This window comes from Legionella stuttgartensis (assembly GCF_977063405.2).
The window spans coordinates 25,279-49,552 of sequence record NZ_CDRUHA020000055.1; the positions used below are offsets into that span (position 1 = coordinate 25,279).

Here is a 24,274-nt window from a genome sequence, read left to right on the forward strand (position 1 = left end):
AGTACCTCATGATAAATTATTTTTGGAGAGGGTTATTGCCAATTGGAACTCTTGGTCCTCGTAAAAAGCTGGCCAAGCCTTAATAAATAACATTAAATTTTTATTAAGAATAAGAGGTTTACCTCTGATATTCTCATCAGTCGTTGGATCAGGAATTGGAAGTATATTACTCACTGTGGGCAAATCAACTTGTTTCTTTTTTATCCATTCCTCGATAGATTTTTTCTCATAGGAATGACCGCTAGGACTTAAAACAGGTTCTATCAGGGTTTCCAAAAATATTGGATCTTTAATATCTTCATCTATTTTCTGTAATTTCGCCCAATAGTCTTCTGGCTTCAAAGAAGTTGCAGAGATATAGTTGATAATTGCTTTGAGCCTAATATTGGGATAAAAATCCGTTCCTTCTTGCAAATCAGGATATTTTTCCAGTAAATAGCCACGCTCATAGGAAATACCATCAATAACTCGGGTCACTGGGTCCTTCATTACTTTCATCTGCCCTGTTTTTAATAGCGTAATTGGGCAAGAAAGTGCCATAATGAGCCCTTCTGGTAAACAAACTTCCGTAGATTCCAGCTTGGGACTCGAATCTTCTCGTTTTGGTGGCAAAAGATCGATATGGTAGCTTGTATATCCTATTAATTGTGTTTGTTCCCCAACTTTCGGGTTAACTCTATTTTCTACATCATATCCATTCTCAGAAAGAATTTTTAATAATCCAGGAAGATGAGGCTTCGCTTTATCTTCAGTCATATCGATAAAGCCCCCCACTGAATCTACTACTGCAAGAAATGCATCGCTGTCCGGAAGCGAATTATTTAAAATCCATCCATAGTGATTTGATAGCATATATCGCTCAGGTTCATTAATTCCCCAGAATGAGAATTCTTTATTCCAGCTAATCGATTGAACTGTAAGTAAGCCAGGCACCCGACTATCGCGGATTAACCATAGCTTCGCGCCACTGTGTTGTAACTTAGCAATTTTTGAGAAGCTATCAGGCTTAATATTTTGACTTACCTTAGATAAAAGCATTCTGTTCGTTTCATTGGGATCCATTTTACCGTATATAAAAACATCCGCATCCTCCCTTGCTTCTATCTTAAGCTCCATTTTTCCTCCTCATTTTCAAGTTGCAATCATAAAACCATATACATACGACAAATGTATGCTCGAATTAAAAATCACGCTTTTCGCGCGCAATAGTGATAAAAAACATAGAAATATCAATAAGATAGGCTATAAAAAAGAAAATAATGGTCATCTTTTGTCGTAAAGAAAAACCACATGAATACTTATATTATTTATTGCCCTAAAGTCCGAATGTAAACCAGAACTTTAGGGTGATGCATAATTATCTATTTGTTAGTTAAAGTGGTCGGAACGTGGTGATCATGTGTTTCTTCTTTCTCTACTGAATGACTCTTCTCCTGCCACCAGTATTGTAGTTTTTGACAACCATGAAGTGCTGCTCTATATAAATCGGGAAGGACGGATACAATGGCATCAAGAAAATCAGTAAAACCACCTTTATTATAGCCGTAAATACAACGGCTAAATTCTGCACCTTTTTTACTTAATGCAATGGTATCATCTGTTTTAGAAAAGAATTGACTTGGATTGAAACCTAATTGATATCTTTTTTCATATTCTCGTAATTCTTCAGCAAATTTCTCTTCAATATCATCCGCAATGAGATGTTTTACTTGTTTTTCAGTAAGAACAGGATAAAGCACAGCCATCATATCTCGTACTGATTCATTCGTAGTCAAATTACTAATAATGCTTTGGCGTTGATTCACACCTTCACCAAGACTCCAATTACATGCCCCCACTAAAAGAGCTAATGACTCTTGATATTGAGTATATGCAATAGCACGTTGTTGGATAAAATAAGCGGCCGCCCCCCAGCCTATCCAACCTAAAAAGCCCACTACTGGCAGGAACGATAAGGCAGTTGCTGCTGCACCAAAGACCACACTTCCTATGATTTTGTGATCAATACTCTTCAGTTGCGTGGATTTTTCTTTAACAAGCGCAGTACATCTCTTTAAAAAATCGATATGAGCTTTAGTGTTTGTTTGGAAATGCTCCCCTTCTTTAATAGCTACACCAAGTACGTTAAAATCAGCAGCCTGAGCTCCTTTTGCAATGGTAAAATAATTTTGTGATTCCAATTGCAACTTACTGAGATCACTGTTAATACCCAGTTCAGACATTGAAGTATAGGGCTCTTTGTCTTTCATTCCTAAAAATGATAATACTGATGTCATTTTGGTCTACTCATAATAAAAAAGGCATTCTAAATTTAATTTAGAACAATGACAATGAGTAAATGTGCAAAATAGTGCTTAGATGCATAAATTTTTGATTTATTTTTCTTTTTTCTATTGGAGAGGGATAGGTTTTCTTTTTAAAAGACTAAAGTCGAGTTAAAGAAACAGTGCTAATAATTTATTAAAGAGAACTTCATTTTCACTTAATTTTTTTTCGCAATTAATTGTTTAATATCAAGTGCGATTTCACGGATTGTTTTTTCTTTATGGATGTCATTACGAATATCAAGATCAAACTCATCCTCCAAGTCAAAAAATAAATTAACTAAATCCAGAGAACGAGGAACAATTTGGTCGATTGATTGATCCAAATCAATTTCTTCAGCAGGGATTTCTTGAGTTCTTGAAATTAAATTTATAACACGATGTTCTACTGTTTGCGCCATAAAAAATCCTTTTTTTATTCACTAATATAATTAATACCTCTTTTTATGGAGTATACAACCAGCTTCCTCTCAACTCCATCAATATTTACCCCATCCATCCATGGTAAATTTTTTACTCGTAGCTCTTGATTGAAATCTTCACTTAAAAACCAAATTTCTTAAAGCACTGAACCCCTAATGATTTCATCGCACTGCATTGAATTATTGTTGTTGTCGCAGCAGCGTCATTAGCGATTTGAATGACAAATGATTGACCATAAGAACAGTCAATATTCCAATAGGCAGCATCATTAAGATCCACCCCCTGATAAAAAGCTTCCTTAGGAATACACGGCTCTCCTGCTGCATTGATTATTCCACTTAGAATTTGTGTTTTCTGTTCAGATGTTCTGCTTAATAAGATATTATTGGCAATGTTAGCATAACCACAAGAAGCAACCACCAAGAAGAGCAGTATCGTCATAGACTTACTCATAAATGCATCCTTAAAGTTGAATTGCATCGCTAAAGCAAGATTTAGGTCTATATGATGTTATTGTAGGATATGTAATTAATTTATCCATTTAATTCATGAAATGCACATCAGAATAGTGAAGAATTAACTACGGTGACTAGGAGAAAAGGTTCGTAACACTTTTATCTCCTGTAAATTGGTTAGCGCTTAGCGTTCATCACAAACAGTGTAATATCCATGGCGAAAAGGATTGCTGCGCGATCTAAACTTATAATCACGACAACGTTGCCCATGATCATCGCTATACCGTCTATCTAAACGAAATGAAAAATCACCAAAATTCATATCTTGTTGCCATTCTCGTTCTTGACGGGCCCTATCTTCCTCATCCATTTGTTTTAAAAATTTACTAAGCTTACTGGCATGTCCAACTGAAAAAATAGAAGTAATGAGTAAAAGTAAGATTATTTTTTTCATAATTAGGTCTCATAAAACACAAAGAGCGCTTTATTAAACCATAGTTTGTCTCAATAAACAAAATTTTAAAGAGATGGGCAAAGAGTATGTATACTAGAAATGACAAGAGATCACTGAATAATAAGGACTTTTATATGCTAGGCCAGCCATTTAAAATAACGATACTTTTTATTTTACTCAGTATGCTACTTTACCTTTTGCTACTCTCTTTTATTCAATATCCTTTGACCACCTTATTCAAAGCAATTCCCATTGCCTTACTGATGTTATTTACCGTCCAAACCAATCCCTCAAGACCCATAAAAATCTTACTACTTTGTGCCTTAGGCTTTTCACTAATCGGTGATATCTTTTTGACTCTTCCCATGAAGATTGCATTGCATCTAGGAATCTTGGCATTTATGGGCGCCCATTGCATGTACATTAGTATCTTTTTAAAGAACATGCGATTTCAAAGAAAAAATTTGCTTTTCTTTTTACCCGTTTTAGTCTTTGTCCTAATAAGTTTTTACTTTTTATTTCCTTATCTTGGGGAAATGAAAATACCAGTAGCCATTTATCTATGCCTGCTGACCTTAATGGTATTTTGTTCCTTTCAAGTAAAACAACACTCGCTATTGATAAGGACTGGAGCGAGTCTTTTTTTACTCTCTGATTTTGTTTTGTCATTAAACTTATTTGTATTAACGGATAATAAACTCATGCCGATCTTAATCATGTTTCTCTATTTTGCCGCCCAATTTTTATTAGTAATAGGCATCACTAAGATTAAAGATTGATTCGTTCTGGAGTTAGATGATATGTCTGCAGTTAAGGGGAAAGGCCTGAGTCAATACTGTTTTGCCCAGGCTCTTAAATACGGGTTTATGAATTACCCTATTTTTTTATAAGAATCGTGGACAATAAAACGCGCTCCGGGACCTTCGTGAGTAATGTCGCTTGCTTGCTTGCTAAGTATGGATATGGTGTCAATGGCTTGCTGGTTTTTATCAAAATGACCACTAATACTCAATACCGATTCACACATTGGATAAACCACACTAAACGATAGCGCATTACCAACCATATAACCAATAATCGGTCTTTTTTGATTAATTGCTTGTGGGCACGTTTTAGAAGCAACTGCGGTGGTGAAATAACCTTCAATTTTATTATCTGCCAAGATATTAAGCTCTAAAATTGATCCTCTTTCATTTTTATAAGAAATTGTTTTTTGCTCAGCATAGACAGACTGGGCTAATAAAGAAGAAGCTACAATTGTTAGACAAAAAAACGATTTAAAATTCATCAGATACTCCTTGGGGTTTTTAAACACTTAGTGACTTAATGCCGGGTTGTTGTTTAACATGTTACTAAGCGTAGGTCAAATAGTATCACCGCCATAAATAAAGAGGGATATCTGCATCATAAATTGAGTCACTCATCAAATGAACAACTCTTTTTGACACATAGAATTCTTGGGCTTAATATACATAACTTAAATACCCCAAGATTGCATATCTGCTGATGTTTCAGCAGTTCGTAATAAAGCTCAGGATGGGTTTGAAATGCATAAACTGCTGCTCGCTGCTTTGACTCTTTTATTGCTCACAGCCTGCGAAAAAGAAAATAAGATATTTAGTGGATATATTGATACGGATCTAGTCTATTTGTCGGCGGATTTTGGCGGTCGACTAACCGATTTAGCTGTATTAAAAGGACAGTTAGTCAAAACAAATCAATTTCTATTCAAGCTCGAACAAACGAGTGAACTTTTTAATGTCAAAATGAGCAAACTAACCCAAAAAGATCTGCTTGCTCAACGTCAACAAATAGTGACCCAACTCAATTACAATGAAATCAACTATCGGCGTACCCTGGAAATGCGTAAGCAAAATGCAGCAAGCCAAAATGATCTTGATGCAGCTCAACGAGATTTAAACATTTCAAAAGAGCAACTTAATGATATTGATTTTAGACTCAAGAACAATCAGGTAGATACCGCCGACAAAAAATGGCAGATGACGCGCAAAGAGAACTTTGCACCGGATTTGGGAATTGTATTTGATACGTATTACACACGCGGCGAGTTTGTCCAAGCAGGTGCGCCTGTGCTTTCCTTAATTACCAAAAACAATATTAAAGCTATATTTTTCGTTCCTGAAGAACGGCTTTCTCAATTGAGCCTTAATGAGCACGTTAAGATTAAGACCGATCACAATGAAAATTTTGCTGAGGGGCATATTTTCTTTATTTCAAATATTGCTGAATACACTCCCCCTATTATTTATTCTCGCGAGGAACGTCAACGCCTTGTATTCAGAATCGAAGCCAAAATCGATTGTCCTGATCTAGAAAAAATTCATCTCGGGCAACCGGTGACTTTGGAATTAGCTTGATGAGTGATTTTGTAATTGATGTGAAACAATTAACAAAAAAATTCGATAATAAAGTGGCAGTCGATCACATTAACCTACAAGTAGAAAAAGGCTCCATATTTGGTTTTCTGGGCTCAAACGGTAGTGGTAAGACAACAACGATCCGGATGATCTGTGGTCTTTTAACGCCCACAGATGGAGAAGGGGCCTGTCTTGGATATGATATAAAAACCCAAAGTGATGAGATAAAAAAACGCACTGGGTATATGCCTCAAAAATTCAGTTTTTATACGGGATTGACTGTTCATGAAAACCTCCGCTTTATTGCCGATATTTTTCAAGTAAAAAATTGCGATCAAGCAATAGAAGAAATGATTCAAGAACTCGGGCTTACAGACTATCAAAAAGTACAAGCAGGTAATTTATCGGGGGGATGGAAACAGCGTTTGGCCTTAGCATGCAGTTTGCTGCATAAACCTCAATTATTATTTTTGGATGAACCTACAGCTGGCGTTGATCCAAAAGCACGTAAAGAATTTTGGGATTATTTGCATAAGATTTCCTCACGCGACGGCACCACAATTCTGGTAACTACCCATTATATGGATGAAGCCGAAAAGTGCACTGATCTGGCATACATTAATTTAGGGAAATTATTATATACAGGCCGCACAAAAGATTTAATTCCGCAGTCAAAAGTTAAAACATATATCTTAGAAGTTGATAGAAAAGAGCAAAATAAATTAATGGAACAATTGCTTGATTCATACCCAAAGCTATTAGCTTCAATTGTAAATAATGAATTGCGAATTTCATCACGCGATCCTGATTTATTGGATAAAGTCATTCAAGAAAACAGCGATCGTTCATTTACAGAGAGCACACCTTCTTTTGAAGAGGTTTTTATCGGATTAATGCGATGAACTATAAAGGTCTATTACAAGGAATATCTCTAACCCGTCTTGGTGGGTTAATACGTAAAGAATTTATTCTTGTCACTCGAGATCATGGTACCATTGCGATGCTCGTTATTTTACCCATTATGCTACTTATTCTCTTTGGCTTTGCCATTCAATTCGATCCAAAGCACCTGCCTACTACCATCATCAGTTATGATAACACACCACTGACTCGAAGCTATGTCAGCGCACTTGAAGCTTCAGGTTATTTTAAAATAACGAACGAACTATTAGATGAACATAAAAAGAATCAAGATTTCGCGAATGGAAAAATAAGTCTCGCTTTTACTATTCCTCCCAATTTTACGCGGAAGTACATTCGTAAAGAAAATCCCCAGTTACTGGTTGAAATCGATGGCTCCGATCCAGGAAGCAGTGCCAGTGCACTTAGCAATGCACTGCCTATATTGAATCGAACCCTAAATACGTTCAATCAACAAGGTTTAGGCTCACCCTCTCCAACGCATTCAGATAGAAGCGTTAATCTCACCATTCACCGACTTTATAACGAATCCAATACAAGTTCTTATAATATCGTTCCTGGCTTAATTGGTGTGTTGCTAACCCTGACCATGGTAATGCTGACGTCAACTGCGATTACCTCAGAAAAAGAATCTGGCACTATGGAAATGCTCTTAAGTACTCCATTAAAACCATTGGAGATCATTCTTGGTAAAGTGATCCCCTACATTGTGTTAGGTTATTTACAACTCACAAGCATACTCATTTTTGGCAAGTTATTAATTCATATTCCTACCGAAGGAAGCATTCTTTTGCTTTACATAGCCGTCGCGCCATTTATTATCGCTAATTTAATGGTTGGCATGATTTTTTCTACCATCGCCCAGATGCCGATGCAAGCGATGCAATTGAGTGTCTTTTATCAATTACCCTCTATGTTTTTATCGGGTTATATTTTTTCTTTTTATGGCATGCCGACATGGGCTCAGTTCATAGGATACTGCCTGCCTATGACCTACTTTGTCCGAATTGCCCGCGGAATTTTACTAAAGGGCAACACACTCGTTCAAATTATCCCAAATATTTTACCTATTTTGTTAATCTCTTTTGTTTTGATTCTTTTGACAGGAAAAATATTTAGAACAAAGCTCGACTAATTAAATTTATTTAAAATTGGCCCAATTATGAAACTAAAAATTATCTTGCTCAATCTATTTGCCATAATACTTGGAGGATGTTGCAAAAACTGCATTATTCATGAAAAGGTGAGTTATCCTAAAAGTACGCGTAGTGGAGTAAAATACCTCAATAACCAAGCTGATTTAAGTCGTTTTGCGTGGTGGAAAAAGTTGCATGATCCAGAGCTCAATCAACTTATGGCCCAAGCCTTAGCCTGTAATGATTCGATTAGAAGTTCCTATGCGACAATTGAGCAAGCACAAGCCCAACTTAAAGCGGCTCAATATGCCTGGATACCCACTCTAGATGGAAGCGGTACTGGGTTTACAGGTGGAACTTGGAATACTCATATTACACCCAAAGGCCAATTAGCAAATAATCCTTTTTTTGGAAACATTTCCAATCTGAGATTTAGAGGATACAACGCCGGATTTGTTCCAGGGTACACCTTAAATATCTTAAATAATATTAGTAATATTAAGGCGGCAAAAGCCTCTTTAGCCATGGAAGAAGCGCAAACCCAGTCAATAAAATTAAGTATTATTAGCCAAATGAGCGGTACGTACTTTATGCTCTTGAGTCAACGAGAACAATTGGCCGTAGAAAAAGCTCTGAGTGGCGATTTGCGGAAACTACGTCAGCTCGAACAAATTCGATTCAAAAAAGGCGCCAGTAATATCGAAGCCATCACCAATTTAGATCAACAGATTGCCCAAGAGGAAGCAAATATTCCTCTAATTGAAAATATCGCAGCACAAAGTGAAAATACAATTCGCCTCTTATTGAATCAAAATCCAGGGCCTATTACTACTCATCGTAGCTTATTTTCTTTAAATACAAGTCATCTGATACCTAAATCCTTACCTTCAGCAGTATTAAAAAATCGTCCTGACATTATGATCGCCTTAAATAACTTGAGAATGGCGCAAGCGCAAATTGGAGTCGCCTATTCTGCATTTTTCCCAACGATTGCCCTGACTAGTTTAATTGGCGGGGCATCTGTTGATTTAACCCATATTTTAAAATTGAGTACTAACATTTGGATTGCTGAAGCAGCTGCATCAACAAAAATTCTCAATGCCAGTTCCTATCAAAACATCAAAGCAGCCAAGGCTGGATTCAAAGCAATTTATTATGATTACCTTGGAACCCTTCACTCTGCATTCGTAGATGTTGATGATGCTCTTACAAACGAGCAAAAAAACAATTTATCTTACATACAAACACAAAAAGGATATTTGGCAGCCCAAAAAGCATATGCTATTGCAAAAGCCCAATATAAAGCAGGGGCAAGAGATTATCGCAATGTGATCAATGCAAAAATAAATCTTGACCGAAGTAAATTAAATTTAATTCAACAAAAGGCTCAATTACTCGATAGTCTCGTGCAAGTGTATAACGCTGTTGCGGGAGGATATGCAGCGGGGTAATTTACTGGATCCCGCGAACACGTCGCGGGCAGTAGGCAGAGAGGAAATATCAAAAAATAGTCTTATCTTAGTACCATCATGATTTACCTCTTGATAGACTCTAATTTCAATTCCAGGTTTCACTACATCGCTTTAAATCAGGCCTTTTCATCAAGCGCTTGCTCAACAACTTTGACTAATCTTCCCGCTTCTGGAGATGTAGTTGAATAGAAATAGTCAATAAGCTCGCCGTTACGATTAATAAGATATTTATGAAAATTCCATTTTGGTGCCGTGCCAAACCCTAATTTCTGTCTAGCCCAAAGATAAAAAGGATGCGCATCTTTTCCTGAAACCACTTCTTTCGCCGCCATCGGAAAAGTTACACCATAATTAACTTGGCAAAAACTAGCAATTTCCTCCTCAGTACCCGGCTCTTGACCACCAAAATCGTTTGAAGGAACTCCAAGTATAACTAAACCCCTATCTTTATAGGTTTCATAAAGTTTTTCTAAGCGTGCATATTGCGGAGTAAAACCACATTTTGACGCCGTATTTACAACAATTAACACCTTCCCTTTAAAAGATGACAAGGGAAGGGAATCATGCCCGCGTAATGTATGAAATGAATAATCATATGCATTGTCATGAAGTGGTGTATCAGCTGCTGATAAATTAGAAGTCATCGTAAACCATCCTAGTATTATAAATGAGAGAAAATACATGGTTATCCCTAATATTATTGAAACTCAGAACTGAATCCGTTTTGGGACTAAAATCAATAATATACTATTGACCTTGTAAAGCAAGAATGAAAAAATCAGCCCCCATCCTTAGGTTGACTCTAAGGAATATTTAAATTTTGCAATCTAGCCAAAGGAAAAGGAATAAGAGGTATGCTGTATGTTGTTTTCTTCTAAACTCCATGAAGAGTTTTTTTCCGTAGCACCAGACTTTTCTAATTGTTTTCACTTGATTAATAAAGTTCATCATGAAGAATGTACTTATTTTATTGAGTCTTTATCCACTTTAGAAAAATTACTTGAAGAAAAGCGGTTTAGGAATGAAGACCCTACCCTACGTTTTTTAGTTGATATGGACGGGCGTGTATGGTTCGCCAGGGAAACTCGCCCCAATATCAGTGCTCCTAAACATTTTCAAATGACTGGCAAGCCTCAAAATAAAGCGCAATGTCAAACTGCTGGGAATATAAAATTTACCAATTCCAAATGCACGACTTTAAAAAATATTAATCATCGAAGTGGCGACTTTCAACCCTCTTTTTATTCATTACGCATCTTTTTAGCCATTCTCATTTTGAACGAAGAGGCTTTACCTTTTAAGTTACCAAGAACCCTTGTGGTAAAAGAATTGGATAGCAATGGTGAGGTCATTAATAAACACCGATGGCCTGTTTCCAAGATTAAAAAATGGGTGGGAACTTTTAATAATAAATCATTGGTTATGCAATTAAAAAAACAAGGCGCCCAAACAAAACAAGTACATTACAAAGCAACAAATGAGTTGTGTTATGAACTTTAAAAACCATTAAATATGCTATTTTTGGAGTGTGTGTTTGTCTAACTGCCGACTAATTTTTTCTCGCACTTCAAGCATCTCTGCTTCGTCCTTATAATTAGTTCGCGGCCAGAAAAAACCTTTAAGTCCATCGTGTTTGTTTCTGGGAACAATGTGTATATGAAGATGAGGGATGCTTTGGCTAATTGAATTATTCATTGCAATGAAACTTCCTGCCGCGCCCATCGCTTTCTCAACAGCGGTTCCCAGTTTTTGCGTGAGTAAAAAAAGGGGGGCGACCTGAGCCTCAGGTACTTCATAAAATGTTTTAATATGCATTTTAGGGGCTAACAATGTATGGCCTGGAAAAAGAGGTCGAGAGTCCAGAAAGGCTATAAAATGCTCGTCTTCAAAAACAATAAATGATTTTTCTTTTTTTGCCACGATCAAATCAATAACACATTCATTGGTCATTTTATATCCCTATTGTTACTTCCATTATACCTCAGGAATTACCTCAATTGCAGGTAAAAAATACTACACTATTATTTGTTCTTTTTTATCTAGATGATTTTAGTGCCATACTTTATTATCTAGTTTTTTTAAATAAAGATAAGTCGGAGTAAAAAATATTATGAAAAAATATTCTCTCCTTTTGTTCTTAGTCCTTTCTCTGTTTCAATACAATAATGTTGCCCATTCACTCACCTTAAAAAGTCCAGACTTTAAAATGAATTCGCTAATTCCAGATCCTTATACGTGTACTGGAGCAGATCAATCTCCACCTTTAGCTTGGAGTAACATCCCACCCAAAACACAATCGTTTGCGCTGGTTGTAGACGATCTAGATTCTCCTGAAGGCATCTGGACGCACTGGATTTTATTTAATATACCTCCCAATGTAAAAAATTTAGAAGCTGGAAGCCCAGTTCCTTCTGGAGCCGCAAATGCAAAAAATAGTTGGGATGGTTTAGGATATCGAGGTCCTTGTCCTCCTTTTGGAATTGCTCATAGCTATCATTTTAAATTATACGCTTTAGATACCGTATTAAATCTAGGTGATGGTACAACACGAGATTTAGTTTTGAATGCCATGACTGGACATGTTATCGGTGAAGCTGATTTAGTCGGAATATACCAAAGATTTAAGCAATAAAACCGGTTTGTATACGTTACAAAAATGTAGCCTGGGTGCAGCAAAGCAATACACGAATTTCACTTTACCGCACCCAGGCTATAATGCACTATTCTAAGCCAAATCTACTTGGCAAACATCTTTTTTGCAAATGCATTCCACTGCTCTTTGACAAAAAACAATCCAGAACTGATAATTAATTATCAGTTTAAAGATCATTTTACTTTTACTTGAGAACATGACATGCACGCTGAGCTTTTTTATACAATCAATCGTGTCAACTCTATTCCACTTTATTTAATATCTCCGAAGCAATTACAGAACCAAAATACGACCTTAACTCCAGCAGAGCGTAATTATTTTGTCCAAACTCAATTTAATGGAGCAATCGGCGAATATTGCTTATTTCATAATACCGAGGGTTTATTAGAGAAAGTCTATGTAGGGACTGGTAATGAACCGCAAATATTAGCGATGGCTCATGCAGCTCTCTTATTACCAGCAAACCATTATCAACTGCAAGAACCTTGTTCTCAGGAAGCAGCTTTATATTGGGCGTTAGCGCAATACCGTTTTGAACAATACAAAAAAGACGCTCCTCCTCCTCGTGTCTTAGTAGTTGAACCCCCAATACTTTCTGATTTAATCCTTTTAGCCCAAGCTCACTTTTTAGTACGTGATCTAATCAATCAGCCCGCGAGTGATATGGGACCTAAAGAAATGGCAAATACGGTGGACGCATTAGCCGCCGAACATAATGCACAATTCGAACAATGGATTGGCGATGAATTGTTACAGGCTAATTATCCCGCCATTCATGCAGTTGGCCGTGCCTCCCAATCAGAACCACGCCTGCTCTCCTTAACCTGGGGTGATGAAAAAAATCCTCACATCACCTTAATTGGCAAAGGGGTTTGTTTCGATACTGGAGGATTGAATCTGAAATCTCCCTACGGGATGCGCATCATGAAAAAAGACATGGGCGGAGCAGCCCATGCAATAGGTCTTGCTTACTGGATTATGAAACGAAACTTACCTATTCGTTTACATTTACTTATCCCTGCAGTGGAAAATGCTGTTGGGCCTCATGCTTTTAGACCAGGTGATATTTTAATTATGCGTAATGGCTTAAGTGTTGAAATCGATAATACAGATGCGGAAGGACGTCTGATTTTAGCCGATGTTTTAGTAAGAGCTTGTGAAGAAGAGCCTGAATTATTGATTGACTTTGCCACTTTATCCTCCGCAGCTCGTGTTTCTGTAGGAACTGAAATATCAGCATTTTTTACCAATGATGAATCTTTAGCCGCGGGAATAATCAAGGCCTCCCATAAAGCGGCTGATCCTGTATGGCAACTCCCGTTATTTGCAGCTTATGAAAAATTTCTGCGCTCATCTATTGCTGATATGACCAATAGTAGTGACTACCCTTATGGTGGAGCGATTATCGCAGCATTATTTCTCCAACGATACATCACCAAAACAACCCCTTGGGTACATTTTGACATTATGGCATGGAATGAGCAAAGTAAACCTGGGAGACCCGAAGGCGGAGAAGCCATGGGATTACGTGCAGTCATGGAGTATTTGTTGTCTGTTTATGGCTAAGTGTGGGGTTGTAACTTAAAGCTTGGATGAATGCGTAAGCTAAACCGAGGCTAGTTTGAACTCAGCCAATGGATAGTAATTTTGCCCACCCTTTTCTGCTCTACTTTCTATAAGATGGATCTTATTAACCGTGATTGCGGGAATCGTTGGTTTTTTTATGGTCTCCAACAATTCATAGCGCATTCCCCTCCGAATCAATCGTCCCATGGTCATGTGTCCGCGAAATGGGCGTGTTTCAATTGGAATATTTAAACCAATTAGCGCACTCCCAATTGTATCAGCCAACTTCGCTAAAGTAACTTGGGGTTGAACGGACAATGAAAGAATCTTAGGATGACGTAATGTTGGAAACCATTCAAAAGGACCGAATTCGAGTTGAAATGCGGGGACATTTTTTATTGCAGCGTCTACGCTTTTAGTCACAGCCATCAACTGCTCTTGCGGTAAGTTCCCGAGAAACTGTAATGTAATATGCATTTTTTCTATATGAACCCAGCGAATGTACTCTGAAGGAATAATATGATGTAACATCTTTAAATCAGCTGAGAGACCAACCTGAGTTTCCTTCGGGAGGACAATGGCGAAAAAAGTTCGTAATGTATGCATCATTTTCCTCATAAATTGGGACTATCTATAATAGTATTGCTCAAATGTGACTGTCCTATAGACCGCAAATCTCGTTGCATGAAGTAATCGGTTCTATCAATTAGAATGGGTTATAGATAAATTTTAATCAAGGTGATAGGATTGCGACTTTTTGTTTGAACGTCAATGACATACCGCCCTGATATTGATGGACTTAGAGCCATTGCGATTATACTGGTCTTAATTTATCACGCAGGACTCTCTTTTTTTCCTTCAGGATTTATAGGAGTCGATGTATTTTTTGTTATCTCTGGTTTTCTCATTACGCGGATTATCCATGAATCACTCCAAAATGATTCATTTTCCTTTTTAGATTTTTACAATCGAAGACTCTGGCGCTTGCAACCTGTTTTTATCTGTTTGCTCTTTTTGACAACTACCTTAACTTTGATGTTTTTTTTACCTGATGACTTAATGCAATACAGCAGGAGCGCTCGCAAAACTTCTTTATTTTTGTCTAATATGTTCTTTGATAAAACGACAACCGGTTATTTTTCACCGGATACGCATCAACTTCCTTTACTGCATACCTGGTCTCTTTCAATAGAATGGCAATGTTATTTACTTTTACCACTCCTTATCTATTGTTTACATCGTTTCGCACCTAAGAGATATTTGATTCCTATTCTAATTGGACTGACCTTTTTCGCATTGCTAGGCTCTTTATACAATGCCAGAACATTACCTGCGCATACGTATTACTTACTCCCCAGTAGAATCTTTGAATTTTTAACTGGTTCGTGTGTTGCATTCATTCAGATGACAATTCATTCAACCAAGAAATACCTTTTAAGCCTTATGGGTGGTCTGGCATTCATAACCTTACTCTATATTGCTCGTCTTAATCCAATTTTAGCAGGGTATCCTGATGTGAATGCCTTGGTTGTATGTAGTGCCACTGGTTTTCTTATTGCCATAGGAACGTGTTCCCCTAAAAACATCTTCAGCCAATTACTTTCCAGTAAACCTTTAGTATTCATAGGCCTGTTGTCTTATTCACTTTATATTTGGCATTGGGTTATTTTCTCAGTTCTAAGATATCAAAGCATAGTGGAAACCCCCATCGTTTTATTGGCTGCTTTAGGGATTACTTTTGTTTTAGCCTATCTCTCTTGGCGTTTTATCGAAAAACCATCCAAACGTTGGAAGAACATGCCCTTTCGTCATACCTTTGTGCTTCTATTATTAGCTCCCATGCTTGTTGTTCACCTGACTGACTATGTGATAAAAAAAAATCATGGGTTTCCTCAACGTTTTGATGGAGAGCTATTAACCGTGTATCAACAATTAGACCAATACAACAGCCCGCTTAGGGATGTGTGTATTACCGATCACCTGCATGAAATCAATATGCAATGCCTCGCCGGCGCAAAGAAAGCAGATAGTAAGCGTGCGTTAATGATTGGGGATTCATTTTCCAATCATTATTGGGGCTTTGTCGATGTATTAGGGCAAGCAGCGAATGTTTCCATTTTAATGCAAACCGTATCTTCCTGCTTAACCTTACCTGACATTTATCTTTATGACTGGTGGCACTTTAAAAATCAAGTTTATCCACTCTGTCATGAACTAACCCAAAAGTATTATCAAATGATCCAAAATAATCATTATGATTATGTCATTATTGGACAATTATGGGCTGATTATTTGTCAGAAAACATCATCAATAACTTGGATGATCAACGCTCTTTACTCTTGACCAAAAAGCGATTGGAAGAAGCTTTGGATAAAGCTCTATCAATCATTACCAAATCGGGAGCAAAACCCGTATTGATGCACTCAACCGCGTTAATGCAAAATAATTTCCATGATTGTTTTTTTAAACATATAAAATTAAGAACATCATATACGCCTCATGAATGTGATTTTAACTTTAATGAGGAACAGTGGTTTAAGCAATTATTTAATAAAATGAAAAATAAATACCCGCAATTAATTATAATCGATCCCAAAGAAGTACAATGCGAGCAGAATGTTTGTAAAGCAGACATCAATGGCATCCCCGTATATCGTGATGTAGGTCATATTACTGATTACGCTTCATACCAATTTGGTACGCTTTATTTACAAAAATTTCCTAATCCTTTGGGCTAATTTACTCTCTTAAGACAATGTTATAAGAAATTTTGTAGTTATATGCTACATTAGGTTTGATGTTATTCATTCTCATCAGGGATTTTGTTCTATTCTTTAATAGTACTAAAAATATCATGTCGAGTTATAACTGCGAGTTATCATGAATACAACGACTACACACTCTTCTGATATCCTTTTGGAGATTGCCAACCATAAGGATTTACAAGGCGAATTAACCTATCAAGAAATTTTACAAATTCTAGGCGAACGCGCATTTGGAATTGTATTGTTGTTTTTTGCTTTACCAAGCGCTTTACCTTTTTCTACGGTGCCCGGTGTTTCGCTTGTATTTAGTGTGCCCATAGCACTCTTTGCCTGCCAAATGGTATTTGCTAGAAAGACATTATGGTTACCCCAAATTATTGCCAAACGTACGATTCATCAAAAAACCATTTCTAAAGTAATCCGTGTGACAGTACCTTATTTGACTAAAATTGAACACTTTTTGAAACCACGCTGGGAGTTCATGACCTCTCGCATTATGGAAATAATCAATGGAATACTTATTTTTTGTTTAGCAATACTGTTGATGCTACCGATCCCGTTAAGCAATTTTATCTTTGCGGCTCTGCTCATTATTTTTAGCTTGGGATTAATCGAACGCGACGGCTTACTTATTGTTGTAGGATATATTGGGATCATTTTTTACTTCAGCTTCATCTATTTTTTTATTGAAACCGTCACGAAGCATTTATTTCATTAGATCGTACTTACTAAAACTTATGTGGACCATTTGCAGAACAGATCAAGATTTGAACACCAATCACGGATTCAAATCTTGATCGAAGATTAATTATGATCTATCCAGCACTTTTGGTCTGATTTGTTATAATGTTAGACAACCCATAAACCATGATGGATTTACCAACATCTGCAGAATTAAAATTACCGTACCCGCAACCAAGCATAACAAGGCCTTTGGCAACAGATGGTCCTACATACATAGCCCCCTCATCACAGTTCATTTCCTTTAAATAGGCACCTGTTTTAGCATCAAGCGCATACACTGTTCCATAATAGACAGGCCAATAAACAATGTCATTCGCATTTGCAGGTACACCATTACTTCTCCCTTTTTGTTGATGCGCTAAAGGAATTTTGCTGCTGTTAGGCATTACGTTGACCGGTACCTTAAATTGCTTATTTTTTATTACGATGTCAAAATTTAGCCCATATTTAAATCGCTCATCGACCGAATAAAGCTTATTTGGACAACCAGGAGAATTGACATCAACGATCTCGGATCGTGCAGGTAGAGTTTGCCATTTTAGTTGCCCAGTATTCGCATCAATCGCATTAAGATAACCTGACATACAGGTTTTCCTACCATTTGCTAATATAGACAAATAATTTACAAATCCTCCAAAGTTCGGCACAATCCCACCAGCAGAACAAGCCATATAGATCGTTTCATTCTTTGGATCGTAACTTAATCCCCAGTGAGCTCCTCCTAGAGCGCTTCCTACACATACATCAGCTTTTCTAATAACCTTTCCAGTCGCAGCATTAATCCAAAATAGGGACCCGCCCTTATTATGGGAAATAACCACTTTACCTAATGATTTGAGATCGGCCACAATAGGAGAGCTACCGCTCACATCCCAGTCAGGACCTGGAACTGGAACACTGCACGGTTGATCAATATTAAGTCCACAAGAACCTTGCCAATTATCAATACCTTGTGTTGACACATGCCAAGCGTAGCTACCATCTTTTATCTTCAAAGCAATTATAGAATTCGATGCAAGTGGTTGCGTGATTCCTAATTGCTTTAATCTGGCCTCTGCTTCTTTTAAACACTCAGTAGACCCTTTTCCTGTTTGTCCTTTTTGCGTGGTACTAAATGTAGGCGTAGTAATTGATTGCGGTCTTTGCATACATGCAGTAACAAAATCTGGATAATTATAAAGTTGTCCCGCACCATAAATAACCAGACCAAGCTCTGGGATAATCGAAGGGGCACTCGCCCAAACACCACCACCGGCAAACCAAGTACCTGGTTGATAGTTAGCCGGACGGGGTGGAATGGTGAATTGGGTCCACTTGATTGAAGGCATATCTGGAGATAAACCTTGCCCCCCTAAATTAAGGGCGATCATATGCCCTCTAAAAGTCATGGGGATGTTATCAAAAGCATTATTTAAACTTGAAAATCCAAGATAAGCGGTATTTTTATAGATGCGCGGACTTGCCGTAGTACTTGGTGTCACCGCATCCATTCCCACAGCCACCTCACTTGGGTCCACCAAGTCTATTTGCCACAATTTTTCGCCAGTTTTTGCATCAACCGCAACTGCAAAGGGAGGGGTTATAAACCATAAGCTGGGAGGTAAAGAAAAAACGCTATCAATAGCAGTATACAGCAGTGCCCCCTGACCATTACCCCGCTCATAATAAGCGGGTGAGGAACGAACCGATGGTGTAAATCCAAAAGGAAGAACAAGACCCACTAAAGTACTTACGTTTTGTACCCAAAGTTGATTACATCCTATAAAGTTACCATACTCATCGCGTTGAATTTGATGAGCCCCTATTACTCCAGCAAAACCAGTCCAATAGATAGTATCATTTACAATAACTGGTTTGGCACTGTTCGAAAAACTTGATGAATTTGATGGAGTGGGTACAAGACCTTGGGTATAGTCAATTTTGCATAATTCTACGATTTTTTTCACATTATCGACAGTAATACCCGAGTTGATATTGTGCTGACTATTTTGAATATTTTGTCCCCAGTTATTCCAATCCGCTAATTCTTTCGTTTTAGTAATGGACAAAATATTGTCCTTATCAGGTTGATAACACTGATTTGGATTAGCACCTCCATTTGAATTCGCCTGGCATAGTACTGGGCCGTGATGGATACCACTAATCGGGAGCATATGCCCAATGATTTTAAATGTAGCCACACAACTATCTCTCTTGGTTCCTTTAGGTGCTAGACGACAAGTATTAGTCTGGACAAGGCCGGGTGTCGGTTGTAAGGCGAGAATTTTCGCTTTTTTTGATTGGTTTTGAACCTTATACGCAATCGTTGCTGTTACATTTTCAGGAATAGATTGTTTGTTATTGCCAGCCTCTAAGGTCATCGTCCATAGAGGCTTCTCGGCCTGTACCGTAGATATACAGCTTATTCCGAGAAAAAAACAAAAGATAGGTAGCTTTTTTATCATACAAAGTCCTTAAGCTGTATAGGTTATATTGAACATTACACCGTTTGTATATAAATGGTTGAGTGTTATCCCAGAGTTCAGAGTTTGACCCTCTGCTCTACCCAGACGACTCTTACCCCAGTCAGAAAACTCATAACCTGCACCTACTTGCCAATTCTGAGTCAATGATTTTTGGATTCCTGCGCCCACAGTATAAGTAAAGGTGGTTTGAGTGTGAGAGGCAAAATTAGGATTGACTATGGCTTCAAAAATCTTCGGAGTATTTCTAAAAGAACGAGCCTCATTAAAACCAACACCAATACTCCCACTCACCCAAGGCATCACTACAAATCCCATATCAGCCAATAATTTCCCTTTTGCAGCAATATGAGTATGCTGAATTTTGTAGCCATAGGTAAAATTATCAAATTCAGGATCTGCATCATCCCAAATTTCCCCTGAAAGACTTGCATTCGTCGTTGCAGCTACTGCCACTCCTAGCTGCCCCTGAATGGTGGGATTAAATGACCGGTGTAAACCTAAAAATACTTCAAAATTTGCTAGTGCATCCGTTGAGTTATCTGCAGCATAAGTCTTTTCAATAAAGGGAGTTAGGAAAAGGCTTTGGCTTTTACCCCCATCTTCCCACACAGGGCCGATACTAAGCGACCCAACCCAGGGAAACGCTGAAGGTTCAATAGCCCCCATAGTTCCAGCCAAAGAACTTTTTGTCAGAATTCCTGCCAATAAAATTACAAGTGATTTTAGTTTCAAAACACAGCTCCTTGTTTATAAATTGTCTATCCATGAACAGTAAAAGTAGATATCAAAAAGATAAGCCCCTCTTAATTTAAAATATTTTTTTAAGATAATCAAAATAGAGCCCTAGCATACATTTCTATTTCGAATGATATTGATTGTCTACGCACTCATCTTTTACTTCATAAATACTGTAAAAATTGAGTGAATACCGAGTAATATGACTACGATTCCAGCCAACAACATAATGAGTCGAGGTTGAATATAACGAACGAGGAAGGCAGCAAAAGGAGAGGCTATTGCCCCCCCGACAATTAACCCTAGAATAATTAACCAATGAGTGATTCCAATTGTAAAAAAGAAGGTAGCAGAAACACTAATAGTAATTAAAAACTCGGTTAAATTAACTGAACCTATGGTGTAATGAGGGGTCGTACCTTGTACTAGTAATGTAGAATTAACTATAGCTCCCCACCCGCCGCCACCTGTGGCATCAAAGACCCCCCCAAAAAATCCAAGTGGAATTAATCCCCGTGCATGATTAGAAGGCAACGCACGCCTTGTAACTCGTTTAACCATAAAATTTTTTATGAGTCGAATAATTTTTCCACCTTGGAGAGCCCGGTACAAAATAAATACACCCATGATGATTAAGTAAATTGCAATAAAAGGCTTTGCCAATTTTTCTGAAACTTTTGTTAAACCATATGCTCCTAAGATACATCCTAAAATCCCAGGGATAGCCAAACGCCTAAATAAAGCATAATCAATGTTTTTAAACATTGCATGAGAAAAACCTGAAATACCTGTGGTAACAATCTCAGAAGTATGCACGGTCGCACTTGCCACTGCGGGAGAAATCCCATAAGTAACTAATATACCGGTAATAATCACCCCATAAGCCATGCCCAATGCACCATCAACTATTTGTGCAATAAAACCAACTAATGCAAAAATTAAGAATTGCTCCATAAATATCCCTTTTTCATGTGAACACAGTTTGGCTTATTTACTTATTACGCCACAACTTGCTCGCAACGATTGAGCCCCCGAGTATTATCACAATCATTGCAAGGGTTAATACTACAGGAATATCAATGATGTCATGCACAATCATTTTTATCCCAACCAAACCTAAAATTAAACCTAACCCATAATTGAGATAATAAAATTTATTTTGGATGTGTGCCAAGATAAAGTACAAGGATCGCAGTCCCAGTATGGCAAAAGCATTCGAAGAGCACGCAATAAATGGGTCTTGAGTAATTCCCAATACGGCAGGAATACTGTCGACAGCAAAAATTAAATCGCTTACTTCGATAAATATAAGAACTACGAATAAAGGAGTTATAAAATACGAATTATTCTTTTTAACAATTAAACGTTCATCGGTAATGGTTTTTGTTATGGGAAAGAATTTTCTTAATGTTCTTAGAACAAAATTATTCGCAATAAATTGTTCGTCTTTAAATAAAGTAAAGAATTTAGATGCGGAATAAAGGAGTAATAATCCAAATAAGTAAAAAATCCAATGAAATTTATTGATAAGCCATATGCCAACAATAATAAGTGTTATTCTCATCACTATAGCACCCAATACCCCAAACAAGAGTAGACGACGCTGATATTTCATAGGTATAGAAAAATATTTAAAGATCATGACAAAAACGAATATATTATCGATAGATAATGACTCTTCAATCAAATAAGCAGTAAAAAATTCAAGTGCTTTTTGGTTTGCAATATGGCTTGTTTCACTATGCAGTAGATACACCCATAAAAAGGCATTGAATAGTAACGCTAACAAAATCCACACCGTGACCCATATAATCGATAACTTTAACGAAGTATGGCCCCCTTTTTTACGGGTTAAAAAAATAATATCAATACTTAAGACGATGAGTATTAAGACAATAAAAAACAACCATAACCACCAGGTACCTATAGAATGCATTTTACCTTTCCTGACTCTTTAAACACTTATTGTTATTCATTTCTAGATTCATTTCTTTTCATTTGCTACCAAATCTTTATAAAGTTCTGAGCCACTCATAAATTTTTGCACTAAATAATCGTGGCGCAAGCGGTTCGCAATGACCACCAGTACCGTCCTCATCATGAAAAAGTATGTATTGTTTTTTGCATTGCAACTGATCATATAATTTTTTTGCTTGACCTAAGGTGATGTATTCTAAAGTATTATCACAAACCAGCATGGGGCACTGAATACCTTCGACCAATCCATTCAAAGTATACGCACGAGTTCTACTGAGCATTTCTTCAACCGTTTTCGCACCAAACCGCCACTTCCTACTTTCTAGCATAAACCTTAAATTTTCATCTGTCCTCATGAGATGTGTTAACGCATGCTCTAAAGGAACATCCTGCAAATCTGGGAACTGAGTCATAAAAGAATTAAATTTAGCCTCGAGATTACCACTTGCATCAAATATACCGGGATCCACAATACAACCTGCAATTCGCTTTTCTTTTGTTACCGCTCGAGCAGCAAGATAACCACCAAAACTTCGGCCCATTAAGAAAATCTTATTAGGATCGATTTCAGGACGATTGATAATAAAATCAATGACTGGCTCAATTACTCGCTCCCAATCCGGGATAAAAGGCATTTTGTTTAATCGGAGCATGCTGCCTTGACCTGGACCTTCAAAGTTTAGGCAGTGAAAGCCCCTCTGTAGCGCTTCGGCTGCTGTACTAAAATATAATTCTTCCTTGGTGCTATCGCCCCCACCCGTATCAATAAGAATGGGTTTGGGATGATTAGATTGAGTCTGATTTAGGTAGAGATATCCAGGCAAGGAGGTATTTTCAAAGGGAATTTCTACTTTTTCTACTGGAGTTTCAAAATACTCAAGTGCTTGATGAAAAGCACGAATGCTATATTGTAATGCCTGCTCAATCCTGGGATCAGTAGGTACATCCTCCAAGAAAAAAAACGCGGTCCGATAATAAGTACATGCACGCAGAAATGCCATTTTTGCATCAAAGTGCAACCCTTGGCTACGGTAGGTTTCAGCCATACTAAAATTGCTATCACCAAAGGCAGTCCATCGAGCATACCAGCTTTCTTTATCACCCGGCTCTATTTGACTTGCTATAGCAAAACATTCTCCAATTTCAGCACCTTGATAGGTTGCACATCCCAAGCTTCTTATTAACTGCGCATTAAAAAGTGCCGGCTTGATGAAGTCTTGCATGAAACATCCTTATTTTTCAGCGATTTTCTAATAGTCTATTAGAATTTAATACTAAAAAATATCCTATTTAACTTTTTCTAAAATGGGGCTTATACGAAGGAAAATAAGGATTAACTTAATCCGTCATAACATAGACGATCCATGGTTCACCTCGTCCAATTTTATCGTACAGTGCTCGTGCGACCTGATTATCTGGTTTGGTTAACCAATAGACTTTATTCCAATCCCGCAATTGACTAATTTGTTTTAATTCATCGATGAGCATTCTCGCCACCCCAGCTTTTCGATGTTCTGGTTTTACATATAAATCATGTAAATAACATTCGGGAGCAATGCTCCAAGTGCTTAACTGAATAATAAAAGTCAAAAATCCCACTGCGACATTTTGGGAGTCACACGCAATGAGACATCCTATTTTTTTATCTGCAGAGAGTAGTTTATCAAATGTATTATTGACCACTTCTGAAGGCAGAGATACTTGATAAAACTCCATATATTCATGCCACATTGCAAACCACTCTTCTTTATCAATGGACTGTAACCATCGTACCTTGTAATTCTTCATTAAATTCTCAATCAGTT

The 24,274-nt window shown here is 37.4% G+C and carries 25 protein-coding genes; 10 read left to right on the forward strand and 15 right to left on the reverse strand.

Going from position 1 to position 24,274, the window contains the following annotated elements; translation table 11 throughout:
- Positions 1-6: 6 nt before the first annotated feature.
- The 5 genes from ACWTEW_RS13135 to ACWTEW_RS13155 all read right to left on the reverse strand — a co-directional run bounded on the left by ACWTEW_RS13135 (position 7) and on the right by ACWTEW_RS13155 (position 3,656).
- Complete coding sequence (locus tag ACWTEW_RS13135) at positions 7-1,116, reverse strand: U-box domain-containing protein (protein ID WP_454782093.1); 1,110 nt, start codon at positions 1,114-1,116, stop codon at positions 7-9.
- 245 nt (positions 1,117-1,361) lie between these two features.
- Positions 1,362-2,276: a hypothetical protein gene (locus ACWTEW_RS13140; RefSeq protein ID WP_454782094.1), complete on the reverse strand. Its 915-nt coding sequence runs from the start codon at positions 2,274-2,276 to the stop codon at positions 1,362-1,364.
- 206 nt (positions 2,277-2,482) lie between these two features.
- Positions 2,483-2,725, reverse strand: a complete 243-nt coding sequence (locus ACWTEW_RS13145; RefSeq protein WP_454782095.1) for an acyl carrier protein — start codon at positions 2,723-2,725, stop codon at positions 2,483-2,485.
- A gap of 142 nt (positions 2,726-2,867) precedes the next feature.
- The gene (locus ACWTEW_RS13150) at positions 2,868-3,200 is read right to left on the reverse strand and encodes a hypothetical protein (RefSeq protein WP_454782096.1); all 333 of its coding nucleotides are present in this window, start codon (positions 3,198-3,200) and stop codon (positions 2,868-2,870) included.
- A gap of 186 nt (positions 3,201-3,386) precedes the next feature.
- The gene (locus ACWTEW_RS13155; RefSeq protein ID WP_454782097.1) at positions 3,387-3,656 is read right to left on the reverse strand and encodes a hypothetical protein; all 270 of its coding nucleotides are present in this window, start codon (positions 3,654-3,656) and stop codon (positions 3,387-3,389) included.
- A 134-nt stretch (positions 3,657-3,790) separates the two neighbouring features.
- Between ACWTEW_RS13155 and ACWTEW_RS13160 the strand changes: the two genes are divergently transcribed.
- Positions 3,791-4,435: a lysoplasmalogenase gene (locus ACWTEW_RS13160; protein WP_454782098.1), complete on the forward strand. Its 645-nt coding sequence runs from the start codon at positions 3,791-3,793 to the stop codon at positions 4,433-4,435.
- A gap of 92 nt (positions 4,436-4,527) precedes the next feature.
- Here the strand turns inward: ACWTEW_RS13160 and ACWTEW_RS13165 are convergent, their stop codons facing one another.
- Positions 4,528-4,944, reverse strand: coding sequence for an avidin/streptavidin family protein (locus tag ACWTEW_RS13165; protein ID WP_454782099.1), 417 nt, complete (start codon positions 4,942-4,944; stop codon positions 4,528-4,530).
- A 259-nt stretch (positions 4,945-5,203) separates the two neighbouring features.
- Here ACWTEW_RS13165 and ACWTEW_RS13170 point away from each other — a divergent pair, with 259 nt between their 5' ends.
- The 4 genes from ACWTEW_RS13170 to ACWTEW_RS13185 are packed head-to-tail and all read left to right on the forward strand — an operon-like array spanning position 5,204 to position 9,542.
- Positions 5,204-6,034, forward strand: a complete 831-nt coding sequence (locus tag ACWTEW_RS13170) for an HlyD family secretion protein (RefSeq protein ID WP_454782100.1) — start codon at positions 5,204-5,206, stop codon at positions 6,032-6,034.
- Positions 6,034-6,936 (forward strand): ABC transporter ATP-binding protein, encoded by a 903-nt coding sequence (locus ACWTEW_RS13175; protein WP_454782101.1) that lies wholly within the window; start codon positions 6,034-6,036, stop codon positions 6,934-6,936. The genes ACWTEW_RS13170 and ACWTEW_RS13175 overlap by 1 nt, the downstream gene beginning before the upstream one ends.
- The gene (locus ACWTEW_RS13180; protein WP_454782102.1) at positions 6,933-8,090 is read left to right on the forward strand and encodes an ABC transporter permease; all 1,158 of its coding nucleotides are present in this window, start codon (positions 6,933-6,935) and stop codon (positions 8,088-8,090) included. Before ACWTEW_RS13175 ends, ACWTEW_RS13180 begins: the two co-directional genes overlap by 4 nt.
- Positions 8,091-8,117: 27 nt before the next feature.
- On the forward strand, positions 8,118-9,542 hold the full coding sequence (locus tag ACWTEW_RS13185; RefSeq protein WP_454782103.1) for a TolC family protein: 1,425 nt from the start codon (positions 8,118-8,120) through the stop codon (positions 9,540-9,542).
- A gap of 137 nt (positions 9,543-9,679) precedes the next feature.
- Here ACWTEW_RS13185 and ACWTEW_RS13190 read toward each other — a convergent pair whose 3' ends face one another.
- Positions 9,680-10,207, reverse strand: coding sequence for a glutathione peroxidase (locus ACWTEW_RS13190; RefSeq protein WP_454782104.1), 528 nt, complete (start codon positions 10,205-10,207; stop codon positions 9,680-9,682).
- Between the two features lie 217 nt (positions 10,208-10,424).
- On the opposite strand from ACWTEW_RS13190, the gene ACWTEW_RS13195 reads away from it, so the two are divergent.
- Positions 10,425-11,063 (forward strand): hypothetical protein, encoded by a 639-nt coding sequence (locus ACWTEW_RS13195; protein ID WP_454782105.1) that lies wholly within the window; start codon positions 10,425-10,427, stop codon positions 11,061-11,063.
- Between the two features lie 15 nt (positions 11,064-11,078).
- On the opposite strand, the gene ACWTEW_RS13200 is transcribed toward ACWTEW_RS13195, so the two are convergent.
- Entirely contained in the window at positions 11,079-11,513 is a 435-nt protein-coding gene (locus ACWTEW_RS13200; protein ID WP_454782106.1) for an HIT family protein, read from the reverse strand.
- A gap of 160 nt (positions 11,514-11,673) precedes the next feature.
- Between ACWTEW_RS13200 and ACWTEW_RS13205 the strand changes: the two genes are divergently transcribed.
- Both ACWTEW_RS13205 and ACWTEW_RS13210 read left to right on the forward strand, forming a co-directional pair.
- Positions 11,674-12,195, forward strand: coding sequence for a YbhB/YbcL family Raf kinase inhibitor-like protein (locus tag ACWTEW_RS13205; RefSeq protein WP_454782107.1), 522 nt, complete (start codon positions 11,674-11,676; stop codon positions 12,193-12,195).
- 222 nt (positions 12,196-12,417) lie between these two features.
- Positions 12,418-13,782, forward strand: a complete 1,365-nt coding sequence (locus tag ACWTEW_RS13210) for a leucyl aminopeptidase family protein (protein WP_454782108.1) — start codon at positions 12,418-12,420, stop codon at positions 13,780-13,782.
- Between the two features lie 39 nt (positions 13,783-13,821).
- Here the strand turns inward: ACWTEW_RS13210 and thpR are convergent, their stop codons facing one another.
- Complete coding sequence (gene thpR / locus ACWTEW_RS13215) at positions 13,822-14,391, reverse strand: RNA 2',3'-cyclic phosphodiesterase (protein WP_454782109.1); 570 nt, start codon at positions 14,389-14,391, stop codon at positions 13,822-13,824.
- A gap of 162 nt (positions 14,392-14,553) precedes the next feature.
- On the opposite strand from thpR, the gene ACWTEW_RS13220 reads away from it, so the two are divergent.
- Together ACWTEW_RS13220 and ACWTEW_RS13225 are read left to right on the forward strand one after the other, a co-directional pair.
- The gene (locus ACWTEW_RS13220) at positions 14,554-16,521 is read left to right on the forward strand and encodes an acyltransferase family protein (protein WP_454782110.1); all 1,968 of its coding nucleotides are present in this window, start codon (positions 14,554-14,556) and stop codon (positions 16,519-16,521) included.
- A gap of 142 nt (positions 16,522-16,663) precedes the next feature.
- Entirely contained in the window at positions 16,664-17,266 is a 603-nt protein-coding gene (locus ACWTEW_RS13225; RefSeq protein ID WP_454782111.1) for an exopolysaccharide biosynthesis protein, read from the forward strand.
- Between the two features lie 97 nt (positions 17,267-17,363).
- Here ACWTEW_RS13225 and ACWTEW_RS13230 read toward each other — a convergent pair whose 3' ends face one another.
- The 6 genes from ACWTEW_RS13230 to ACWTEW_RS13255 all read right to left on the reverse strand — a co-directional run bounded on the left by ACWTEW_RS13230 (position 17,364) and on the right by ACWTEW_RS13255 (position 24,257).
- Positions 17,364-19,736, reverse strand: a complete 2,373-nt coding sequence (locus tag ACWTEW_RS13230; protein ID WP_454782112.1) for a hypothetical protein — start codon at positions 19,734-19,736, stop codon at positions 17,364-17,366.
- Between the two features lie 9 nt (positions 19,737-19,745).
- Positions 19,746-20,489 carry an outer membrane protein gene (locus ACWTEW_RS13235; protein WP_454782113.1) on the reverse strand — a complete coding sequence of 248 codons (744 nt, stop codon included), beginning with the start codon at positions 20,487-20,489 and terminating at the stop codon, positions 19,746-19,748.
- Between the two features lie 162 nt (positions 20,490-20,651).
- Entirely contained in the window at positions 20,652-21,446 is a 795-nt protein-coding gene (locus tag ACWTEW_RS13240) for a sulfite exporter TauE/SafE family protein (protein WP_454782114.1), read from the reverse strand.
- A 37-nt stretch (positions 21,447-21,483) separates the two neighbouring features.
- Positions 21,484-22,428, reverse strand: coding sequence for a TerC/Alx family metal homeostasis membrane protein (locus ACWTEW_RS13245; RefSeq protein WP_454782115.1), 945 nt, complete (start codon positions 22,426-22,428; stop codon positions 21,484-21,486).
- 76 nt (positions 22,429-22,504) lie between these two features.
- The gene (locus ACWTEW_RS13250) at positions 22,505-23,692 is read right to left on the reverse strand and encodes an alpha/beta hydrolase family protein (protein ID WP_454782116.1); all 1,188 of its coding nucleotides are present in this window, start codon (positions 23,690-23,692) and stop codon (positions 22,505-22,507) included.
- A 115-nt stretch (positions 23,693-23,807) separates the two neighbouring features.
- On the reverse strand, positions 23,808-24,257 hold the full coding sequence (locus ACWTEW_RS13255; RefSeq protein ID WP_454782117.1) for a GNAT family N-acetyltransferase: 450 nt from the start codon (positions 24,255-24,257) through the stop codon (positions 23,808-23,810).
- Positions 24,258-24,274 lie beyond the last annotated feature (17 nt).